This window comes from Halobellus sp. MBLA0158, assembly GCF_041477585.1.
In the GTDB taxonomy this organism is placed as follows: Archaea; Halobacteriota; Halobacteria; order Halobacteriales; family Haloferacaceae; genus Haloquadratum; species Haloquadratum rubicundus.
On record NZ_JBGNYA010000001.1, the window covers coordinates 1,294,193 to 1,303,646 of the forward strand.

Annotated in this window: 12 protein-coding genes and 1 pseudogene; 8 read left to right on the forward strand and 5 right to left on the reverse strand. The window is 68.8% G+C overall.

Translation table 11 applies throughout. The features are described 5' to 3' along the window. Nucleotides 1-21: 21 nt before the first annotated feature. The 5 genes from OS889_RS06750 (at nt 22) to dph5 (ending at nt 3,928) form a co-directional block, all read left to right on the forward strand. Nucleotides 22-1,104, forward strand: coding sequence for a phytoene/squalene synthase family protein (locus tag OS889_RS06750; protein ID WP_372388432.1), 1,083 nt, complete (start codon nt 22-24; stop codon nt 1,102-1,104). A gap of 84 nt (nt 1,105-1,188) precedes the next feature. After that, nucleotides 1,189-2,049 (forward strand): cytochrome c oxidase subunit 3, encoded by an 861-nt coding sequence (locus tag OS889_RS06755; protein ID WP_372388434.1) that lies wholly within the window; start codon nt 1,189-1,191, stop codon nt 2,047-2,049. 31 nt (nt 2,050-2,080) lie between these two features. Further along, nucleotides 2,081-2,671, forward strand: a complete 591-nt coding sequence (locus OS889_RS06760) for a DUF998 domain-containing protein (RefSeq protein WP_372388436.1) — start codon at nt 2,081-2,083, stop codon at nt 2,669-2,671. A 46-nt stretch (nt 2,672-2,717) separates the two neighbouring features. Continuing rightward, nucleotides 2,718-2,939, forward strand: a complete 222-nt coding sequence (locus OS889_RS06765) for a DUF8149 family protein (protein ID WP_372388438.1) — start codon at nt 2,718-2,720, stop codon at nt 2,937-2,939. 209 nt (nt 2,940-3,148) lie between these two features. Continuing rightward, complete coding sequence (dph5, locus tag OS889_RS06770; RefSeq protein ID WP_372388440.1) at nt 3,149-3,928, forward strand: diphthine synthase; 780 nt, start codon at nt 3,149-3,151, stop codon at nt 3,926-3,928. Between the two features lie 5 nt (nt 3,929-3,933). Here the strand turns inward: dph5 and OS889_RS06775 are convergent, their stop codons facing one another. The 3 genes from OS889_RS06775 to OS889_RS06785 all read right to left on the reverse strand — a co-directional run bounded on the left by OS889_RS06775 (nt 3,934) and on the right by OS889_RS06785 (nt 6,167). Beyond that, a complete protein-coding gene (locus OS889_RS06775; protein WP_372388441.1) occupies nt 3,934-4,326 on the reverse strand; it encodes a DUF4260 domain-containing protein in 393 nt (130 codons plus the stop codon). A gap of 52 nt (nt 4,327-4,378) precedes the next feature. Continuing rightward, a complete protein-coding gene (artA, locus tag OS889_RS06780) occupies nt 4,379-5,302 on the reverse strand; it encodes an archaeosortase A (protein WP_372388443.1) in 924 nt (307 codons plus the stop codon). 94 nt (nt 5,303-5,396) lie between these two features. Next, entirely contained in the window at nt 5,397-6,167 is a 771-nt protein-coding gene (locus OS889_RS06785; protein WP_372388445.1) for a VOC family protein, read from the reverse strand. A 123-nt stretch (nt 6,168-6,290) separates the two neighbouring features. Here OS889_RS06785 and OS889_RS06790 point away from each other — a divergent pair, with 123 nt between their 5' ends. Beyond that, on the forward strand, nt 6,291-6,815 hold the full coding sequence (locus tag OS889_RS06790; protein WP_372388447.1) for a DUF21 domain-containing protein: 525 nt from the start codon (nt 6,291-6,293) through the stop codon (nt 6,813-6,815). Nucleotides 6,816-6,828: 13 nt separating this feature from the next. On the opposite strand, the gene OS889_RS06795 is transcribed toward OS889_RS06790, so the two are convergent. Together OS889_RS06795 and OS889_RS06800 are read right to left on the reverse strand one after the other, a co-directional pair. After that, a complete protein-coding gene (locus OS889_RS06795) occupies nt 6,829-7,284 on the reverse strand; it encodes a TIGR04206 family protein (protein ID WP_504923075.1) in 456 nt (151 codons plus the stop codon). A 6-nt stretch (nt 7,285-7,290) separates the two neighbouring features. Continuing rightward, nucleotides 7,291-8,403, reverse strand: coding sequence for an OBG GTPase family GTP-binding protein (locus tag OS889_RS06800; protein ID WP_372388451.1), 1,113 nt, complete (start codon nt 8,401-8,403; stop codon nt 7,291-7,293). Nucleotides 8,404-8,511: 108 nt separating this feature from the next. Here OS889_RS06800 and OS889_RS06805 point away from each other — a divergent pair, with 108 nt between their 5' ends. Both OS889_RS06805 and OS889_RS06810 read left to right on the forward strand, forming a co-directional pair. Beyond that, the gene (locus OS889_RS06805) at nt 8,512-8,877 is read left to right on the forward strand and encodes a DUF7541 family protein (RefSeq protein WP_372388452.1); all 366 of its coding nucleotides are present in this window, start codon (nt 8,512-8,514) and stop codon (nt 8,875-8,877) included. 107 nt (nt 8,878-8,984) lie between these two features. After that, nucleotides 8,985-9,347, forward strand: a pseudogene (locus tag OS889_RS06810) (DUF6684 family protein); the annotation flags it as partial. Between the last annotated feature and the right edge of the window lie 107 nt (nt 9,348-9,454).

Consider the following 9,454-nt stretch of genomic DNA (forward strand, 5'->3'; position numbering starts at 1 on the left):
CCGTAGGCCCTCACACTCCGAATGTCTCAGCAGGAAGAACGTCCCCGAGTCGACCAAGCCGACCTCCGGTGGTGCCACGAGTCGGTCCAGGGGGTTTCTCGCACGTTCGCGCTCACGGTAGACGTGCTCGACGAGCCGATGTCCTCGTACATCTGCCTCGGGTACCTCGTCTGTCGGATCGCGGACACCGTCGAAGACGCGTCGCACATCCCGCCCGAAGACCAAGTATCGCTGCTCGACACCTACGACGCGGTCCTCGACCCCGAGGACGACACCGACCCGGAGGCGTTCGCCGCCGCCGTGGAACCGCACCTCCCCGACGACGGGGAGCTGACCGAAGACTGGGCGGTCGTCCGCGACTCCCCGCGGGTGCTCCGGACGTTCGGGAGCCTCCCCGAGGACGTCCAGGAGGCGATCGTGCCACCGGCCAGGGAGCTGGTCCAGGGGATGGCCGAGTTCGTGGAACGCTACGAGGACGAAGGCGGCCTCCGGATCCAGACGAAAAGCGAACTGGAGGAGTACTGCTACTACGCCGCCGGGACCGTCGGCAACCTCATCACGAACCTCGTGACGCGCGGGGACGTCGCCGCCGAGCGCCGCCGCCGGCTCTACGACACCGCCGAGGAGTTCGGTCTGCTCCTCCAGCTCGTCAACATCTCGAAGGACGTCTACGACGACTACACCGCCGAGAACAACGTCTACCTCCCGGCGGAGTGGCTCCGCGACGAGGGCGTCCCCCAAGACGAGGTCGTCGACGAGGACCACCGCGCCAGCGCGGCGTCGGTCGTCCGCCGGACCGCCGAGTTCGCGGGCTCGTTCCTCGACGACGCACAGACGTACCTGGAGACGGTCCCGCTCCGCGACGGCAACACGCTCGAAGCGTGGGCGATTCCGTTCCTGCTGGCGGTCGGCACGCTCCGCGAGCTGCTCGCTCAGCCCGAAGACGCCCTCTCTGCGACCGGCGTCAAGATCTCCCGCCAGGAGGTGCTCGCCGTCGTGAGCGAGATGAGCGGCGCGGGCGGCGAGAGCCGGGAGTCCCTGGGCCAGCTCCGCGAGTCGATCGCGTCGACGCCGTACCACCGGACGCCGTCGAGCGCCGACTGACGTCGGGACGCGGCGCCGAGCGATCGCGACGCACCACCGGCCGTTTTGGGAGGCTTTTTAGTCGTCGGATCGAAAGGCACGCCTATGGGTACCGAAGAAGCACACGACGACCACGGACACCACCTCCCCGCGGTCGAGGACTGGCCCCGCGGGTTCGGTGAGGCGAGCTGGTGGCCGTTCGTCACCGCCGCAGGCGCAGGGGGGATCTACATCGCGGCCGCGCTGTACATCCTCGGCCGCGGTGACGGTGCGATCGTCGGCCCGATGGTCGGCCCGGCGGCCCTCGTCGCCACGATCGGACTCTTCCTCGTCGGACTGTACGGCTGGACGTACCACGCCTTCGTCGTCAAGTTCTGGGACCGCGAGGCCGACGCCCAGAGCGCGAACAAGCTCCGCTGGGGGATGCTCGCGTTCCTCGGCTCCGAACTGGCGACCTTCGGCGGCCTGTTCGGCTACTACTTCTGGATCCGCGCGGGCAACTGGGAGTCCATCTTCGTCGGGGTCCCCGAGCTGACGGGCTCGCTCGTCCTGATCAACACGGCGATCCTGATCGTTTCGTCGGTCACGCTGCACTACGCGCACCTGGCGATCCGGAAGAACGACCGCGGGAAGTTCATCGGCGGCCTCGCCGCGACGCTGCTCTTGGGGATCGTGTTCATCGGCGGCCAGGTCTACGAGTACTACGAGTTCATCATCCACGAGGAGTTCACGATCGCCTCCGGGTTCTTCGGCTCGGCCTTCTACGGCCTCACCGGCCTCCACGGCCTGCACGTCAGCCTCGGCGCGGTCCTCCTGGGGATCGTCTTCGTCCGCGCGCTCTTGGGGCAGTACTCCGCCGAGCGCCACGTCTCTGTGAGCACGGCGTCGATGTACTGGCACTTCGTCGACGTCGTCTGGATCTTCCTCGTCGTCGTCCTCTACGTCGGCGCGGAAGTCGGGGCCTGAGGCGACCGCGGCCTCGCGTTTCCCCACCGCCGTGACTCACAGCCGAACGGATTTCTCGTCGTCGCAACGCGCCGAGCGCGCCGCCCGGCTCTCCGGGCCGCTCGGCGCCGTTCTCACCGTCGGCGCGATTGCGGCGGCGATCGCGCTCTCGCCGGAGTTCTCCTGGACGGCGAGCGCGCTCTCCGATCTGGGCGTCGCCGCCGACCCGACGGTCCGGCTCCTGTTCAACGGCGGCCTGATCGCGGGCGGCGTCGTCGCCGTCGCGTACGGGCGGGCACTCGGGCGGCACTCGACGGCGGTCGCGGTCGGGTACGTCCTCGCGATCGTCGCGATGGCGCTCGTCGGGGCGTTTCCGTCCGACACGCCCCTGCACTTTCCGGTCGCGGTCGCCTTCTTCCTCCTCGCGACGGCGACGGTGGTGATCGACGGCTGGCGACGCCGGACGACCGCGGCGGGCCGCGTCGCGCTCGCGCTGGCCGCGGGGCACGCCCTCGGGTGGCTCCTGTGGGGATTCGAGGTCCGGCCGGGGCCGGGGCTGGCGCTGCCGGAGCTCGGCGGCGTCGTGATGTTCGGGCTCTGGGTCCTCGCGCTGGCGCCGCCGGTCCGCGGTCCGGGAGCGTAGCCGCGAAACCGGACCAGTTTTGCCGTCGCTCGCGCGAGTGTGGCGTATGGCAGACAGCGAGGAGTCCGACGACCCGACGGTCCCGATCGTCTGTGAGGCCTGCGGCACGACCTCGCGCGTGCCGCTCTCGGAGCTCCGGGAGTCGCTGGACACGCACAACGAACACCGCCACGACGGCGAGGAGATCGCCCAGGTCGACCCCGTCATCGCCGACGAGCTCGCGAACGCCGTCGCCGACGACCTCGGGCTGTTCGAGTCCGACGAGTAGGCGAGACGCCGCGCTCGGGGGGCGTGGGTGACGAGTGGTCGACGGCGCGATGACCAGTCGGCCGCCGACCGCCGCCGAACAAATCAGGCGCTGACAGCGCCACCCGCCCCTTCGCTGGGCCCGCTCAAAAGCGCACCGCCCGCGACGGCGGAGCGACGCCGACTCCGCCCTTTCACGCGGTTTTTACGCGCGGCCGTCCTGACGGCGGTATGCTCACCTTCATCGGTCTCGGCCTCTACGACGAGCGCTCGATCACCGTCGAGGGCCGGGAGGCGCTCGCCGACGCCGACCGCGCCGTCGCGGAGTTCTACACGAGTCACCTCGTCGGCGCGACCGTCGACGACCTCTCGGCGTACCACGACATCGACATCGAGGTCCGCGAGCGCGCGGGCGTCGAACAGCACCCCGAGGACGTCCTCGACGCCGCCGAGGACGGACACGTCGCCTTCCTCACCGCGGGCGACACGATGATCTCGACGACCCACGTCGACCTGCGACTGCGGGCGATCGAGCGCGGCATCGACACCCGCGTGATCCACGGCGTGACCGCACAGACGGCCGCCAGCGGCCTGACGGGGCTCCAGAACTACCGCTTCGGGAAGGCCGTCACGCTCCCGTTCCCCTACGCCCACGGCGCCGAGGGGGTGCCACAGAGCGTGCTCGACTCGATCGAGCGGAACCGCGAGCAGGGGCTCCACACCCTCGTCTATCTCGACATCAAGGCCGAACGCGACGAGTATATGACCGCCGACGTCGCCGCCGGGATGTTCGCCGACGACTGGGACGACGTCCTCGGCGTCGCCGTCGCCCGCGCCGGCAGTCCGGAGCCGACCGTCGCGGCCGACCGCCTCTCGGCGCTTGCCGAACGCGACTTCGGCGACCCGCTGCACCTGCTCGTGATCCCGGGCGATCTCCACCATGTCGAGTCCGACGCGCTGGCGACGCTCGGCGGCGCGCCCGCGGACGCGCTGGCCGAAAACGAAGTCTGACGGCGTCAGCGAGGCTTCGGCACTCGGTCGCGGGGCTTCCGTTCTGCGGTCGGGTGCGATAGGTGCGTCTCGTCGAATCCTGACGTCAGTTTGAGCCCGTAGCCGACGAGTCGGTCGGCGCCGATGTGGCCGGCCCACACCAGCGCGCCGAGCAGCAGGATCCGCGCGTCGAGACCGTATCCGACCGCGCCCAGCGCGACCGGGAGCGTGTAGGTGTGTCCGAGGTTGTAGACGACACTTCCGATCCGTTCGTCGACGAGGTATCCGAGCATCGAGAGGTCGGGGGCGAGCGCGAGCACGGCGAGGAGCCACCAGGGGCCGTCGAGGAGATAGTACCCGTACAGCGCTGCCGCGAGCGTGGCGCCGCCCTCGATCCGGAGAATCGTCCGCGGAGTCATACTGCTCGGAGGGCGCCGACGGATATGACCTCGCCGGTAGTCGGGCGGACGCTCAGGCGCCCGGCCGATTCAGCCCGAGTTCGGATTCGAGGTCGTACTCGTCGCCGGTCACGAGGAAGAGCACGTCCTCGATCACGGTCAGCAGCTCGGGGAGCTCCCGGACGACGAGGTAGGTGATCCCGACGAGGACGACCACCGCGAGCAGCTGGCTGATGATCCGATCCGAGATGAAAAACGAGACCATGTACGGGTCCGACGAGCCGAAGAGCAGGAGGACCTCGTCGACGAACCACTGCATGTACTGCTTGCCGAAGGCGATCGTGATGAACGTCGTCCGCAGCAGATTCAGGGCGTAGATGATCGGGACGGCGACCGCCATCGCGCGCAGTTTCCGGCGCAGCGGCGCCTTCACCGCGGCGATCAGCCCGGCGAAGATGGCGATGCTCCCCAGCCCGGTACACGCGAGCACGACCGAGACCGTCAGGCGGTGCTCGCCGTCGAAAAAGAGGAACGTGTTCAGATACCCCTGCTCGCCGACGATCATCTCGGGGTGGTATCCGAACGCGTTCACGAGGTAGCCGGTCTGGGCGGCGACGGTCTCCATCAGGATCCCGCGCGGAGCCGGCACCCCGACGCCGAACAGCGAGAACGCGGGGATCGTCTCGAACGGGAGGTAGATCAGGCCCATCGCGGCGACCGCGCGGGAGAGCACGAACAGCGAGTCGCGGCCGTTCCACAGCAGATAGGCCGTATACAGCGACGCCGGCACGGCCGCGACCGCGAGGATCCCTTCGACGTAGCTCTTGTGGACGAACGCGAAGTGCGGCACCAACTGGAGCCAAAAGCCCGCGAAGCCGACCCACGCGGCGGCGGTGAGATACCGCGCGACCCGCTCGCTTCTGTCTTCGGAGAGCGCTCCGACGGCGAACGTCAGGATCACGACCCACGCGAGCGCGTCGGAGAGCAGCCCCGGCATAGGCGTGAGAAGGAGAGTGACGAATAAATCCCTTGCCGTTCCGTGCGCCCGCGGCGCGACACCGGATCGGTCGCGTCGCGGGCGCTCTACCCGCTTACGACTCGGGGTTCAGGATCTCGATCTCGTGGCCGTCCTGGTCTCTGGTGAACGCGTAGCGGTCCTCACACGACGCGGGATCGCGGTAGTCGTCGGCCTCGCGCTCCATCAGGGTCTCCCAGTAGTCGTGGAGGTCGTCGGCGCGTACACAGAGGTGGCCCCAGGCGTCGCCCATCGTGTACGAGCGGCCGTCGTAGTTGTAGGTGAGCTCGACGGTCATCGCGGCGTCGGAGGCGCCTCGCGGCTTCATGAAGTAGTTCGCGAAGGTGTCGGACTCCCAGCGGCCGTCGGGGACGTACTCGAACTTCCGCGCCCAGAAGCCGAGCGCCTCGTCGGCGTCCTCGACGCGGATCATCGTGTGATCGAGGCTCCAGGTGGGCAGGTCGGCGTCGCGCTGGACGATCTCGACCTCGTGGCCGTCGGGGTCCTTCACGAAGGCGTAGCGGCCGCCGCAGGACTCGGGGTCGCGGTAGTCCTCGACGCCCTCGTCCAGCAGCTGCTCGTAGTGTTCTTCGAGTTCGCCCTCGGGGACGCGGACGGCGATGTGGCCCCAGGCGTCGCCCATCTCGTAGGTGCGGTCGTCGTGGTTGTAGGTGAGTTCGAGCATCGCCCCCTCGTCGTGCATCTCCTCGGGGCCGAGATAGACGTTCGTGAAGGTGTCCGCCTCCCAGCGGCCCTTCTCCTCGTAGTCCAGATGCGTCGTGTACCAGTCGAGCGACTCCTCGAGATCTTCGACCCGCATCATCACGTGATCGAGTACGCCGGACATACCCGAATCATCGCACGCGGTGGTGAAAAAGGGTGCTGAACGCGCTCGCCGCGCGCCCGTTCCCGTACCGATCGGATCCCCCGCGACCTCCACTTTGATACGGGTGCGCACAGACCGCCGAGTATGGATTCCCTCGTCGTGGTGCTTCCGTCGCTGGTCGCTGTCGTGGTCCTCCTGGCGCTCAGCGCCTTCTTCTCCAGCAGCGAGTCCGCGATCTTCTCGCTCCCGGACGACTGGATTCGGACGGCGGCGGCCGACGGATCGGCCGACGGCCGCACGCTCCAGCGGCTCCGCTCGGACCCGCACCGGCTCCTGGTGACGATCCTCGTCGGCAACAACGTCGTCAACATCGCGATCACGAGCATCGTCACCCTGCTCGTGGCGCGCTTCGTCCCGCCCGGCGCCACCGTCGTCGTGGCGACCGTGGCCGTGAGCGTGCTCGTCTTGGTCCTCGGCGAGATCGTTCCCAAGTCCTACGGCTTCGGGCACGCCCGGTCGTGGTCGCTCCGGGTGGCGCGCCCGCTCTCGGTGGTCGAGCGCCTGCTCGCGCCGCTGGTGTTCCTGTTCGACGCCGGGACGCGGCGGCTGACCGCGCTCGTCGGCGGCGACGTCCACATCGAGGAGCCGTACCTCGACGACGACGGATAGCGGCGCTCTGTCGCTACCGACCGACGGACTGGCGGAGCACGGGCCAGTAGCCCCACCACGCGACGGCGAGGAACGCGACCGACGCGACCGGCCACGCGGTCCGTCCGGGCTGGACCGAAAAGCCCCACGCGAGGCGGAACTGTGCGACCGCGCCGACGACGAGTAGCCCCGCCGTCACCCGCGGATCCTCGCGCCCCGTCCGCCAGCCGACGGCGGCGCTCGCGAGCGCGGCGGCGTAGCACAGCGTCGACAGCGGCCACGCGAGGATGTACGCCGGCAGTCCGCGCGTGTACACGAAGAGGAAGTCGAACAGCGTCGTCACCGACGGCGGGTTCGTGTTCACGAGCCCCCACGCGAAGAGGAAGGTGGCGTCGCCGACGGCGAAGACCTGGACGGACCAGGGGATCGCCAACAGAGCCCCGAGAACGGACATCCGCGCGAGCGCCGACGGAGCGGACGGACGCGACACGGTTCGCTACTTCCGGGCGACGACGCGCATCACGTCTTCGTCCTGCAGTTCGTGGTCGCGGCCGACCTGCTGCTCGTCGTGCTTGGCGCTCGGCCCCGTCACGCGGGCGAAGCGGAAGCGCTCGTCGAGCGTGCCGCCGAGCTTCCGGAGCGCGTCGTCGACGGTGTTTTCGCCCTCCTGGAGGACGAGCGGCTCCTCGTAGTCGACGCCGCGGCCCGGCTTGTCCATGTACACTCGGATCAGGCCGAGCGCCTCCCACATCTCCTCTTTGAGCGCGTCGAGGCCCTTCTCGGCCTCGGCGCTGATGAACGTCGCCGCCTCGGGATCGACGCCGACCTCCCGGAGGTTCTCCTCGACGGTGGGGAGGTACTCGCGGTCGATGAGGTCGGCCTTGTTGACGGCGACGATCGAGGGGAGGTACACGCGGTTGTCCATGATGCCGTCGATGAGTTCGTCGATCGTGACGTCGCCGCGGACGGTCACGTCGGCGTTGACGTAGCCGTGCTCGCGCAGGACGCTCTTTATCGTATCCTCGTCCAGGGAGACGTCGTCGGAGGTCGTCACGTGCAGTCCGCCCTTGCCGCGCTTGGAGATGGTGACGTTCGGCGGCGACGTGTCGAGTCTGATCTTGTTGTCGTACAACTCGCGCTGGAGCCGCTCGTAGCGCTCGATCTCGAAGACCGACAGCAGGAACACCACGAGGTCGGCCGTCCGGACGACAGAGAGGACTTCCTTGCCGCCCCCGCGCCCGCCCGCGGCGCCCTCGATCAGCCCCGGGACGTCGAGGATCTGGATGTTCGCGCCGTTGTACTTCAGCATCCCGGGGTTGACGTCGAGGGTCGTGAACTCGTACTCGCCGACCTCGCTGTCGGCGTTCGTGAGCGCGTTGATCAGCGTCGACTTGCCGACGCTGGGGAACCCGACGAGAGCGACGGTCGCGTCGCCGGTCTTCTCGACCGCATAGCCGTGGCCGCCGCCGGCGGAGGACTGGTTTTCGAGTTTCTCCTTCTTCTCCGCGAGTTTCGCCTTCAGCCGCCCGATGTGCTCTTCGGTGGCCTTGTTGTAGGGCGTGTTCGCGATCTCCTCGCGGAGATCCTCGATCTCTTCTTCCAGTCCCATCGGTTCTCCCTCGTCCATCTGCGTCGAAAAAGGTGTTCTTTCCGGCCCGTCTCCGGGCCGGTCGGCAGAATCGAAGCGCTTTGTATCGTTCGGCTCCTTCCTCCGGCAATGAGCACCGACCCGGGTCTGTCGGAGCAGTATCGGATGGCGAGCCCCTGGCCGCTCTTCATCGCGCTTGGGATCCCCATCGCGGAGCTCGGAATCCTCTTCGGGCTGTTTCCGCTCGCGGTGGGCGGACTCCTGCTCTTCGGCGGGAGCGTCGCCGGGATGAGCACAGAAACGGGGTACGCGCGGTCCCCGTGGCGCGCGCTGGTCGGCGTCGCCGTCCCGCTGGCGGCGCTCGGCGTCGCCTTCGTCTTCACGCCGATCGATCTACCCAGCCGGGGGACCGCGATCGTCGCCGCGGCGGTCATCCTCGTCGCGGCGGGCGGCGCCGGCGCGCTGTTCAGCCAGGGACAGGAGCCGACCTACTGACTGGGACAGGAACCGATCTACTGACGGCGGGATTCTCACCGGACCGGCCCTGACGCCGTCGGCGCCGAACCAACAACCTATTTGATTCTCCACCGAAACGGTCGCCTATGGCGAACAAGATCTTCGATCGGGACACGTTGCTCGACCTCACCGTCAACGTGGTTCCCCTGTTCATCATCGCGTTCTTCGTCGTCGCGTTCGCGGTGATCTCACCGTTCGGCATCGACCCGATGGCGTCGGCCATCCAGTTCGGGCTGCTCGCCATCCCGTTCGTCCTGCTGGCGATCCTGACGTACTTCGCCGGCCGCGCCGTCGCGGGGAGCGAACAGTCCGGCGACGTCTATCTCCCGGGCCAGGCCGGCGTCCGCGGCGCCGAACCGCTCGAAGGCTACGGCCACGACGAATCCGACTCCGAGGTCGAAGCCGAAGCGGCGGCCGGTGCGGTCGAAGGCGAGACCGACGCCGACGCGGGCGACGATGCCGAGGCGACCGAGACTGACGCCGCGAGCGCGGAAGACACCGAGGCGGACGAGGGCGACGACGGCGCGGACGCCGACGCCGCAGACACCGACGACGG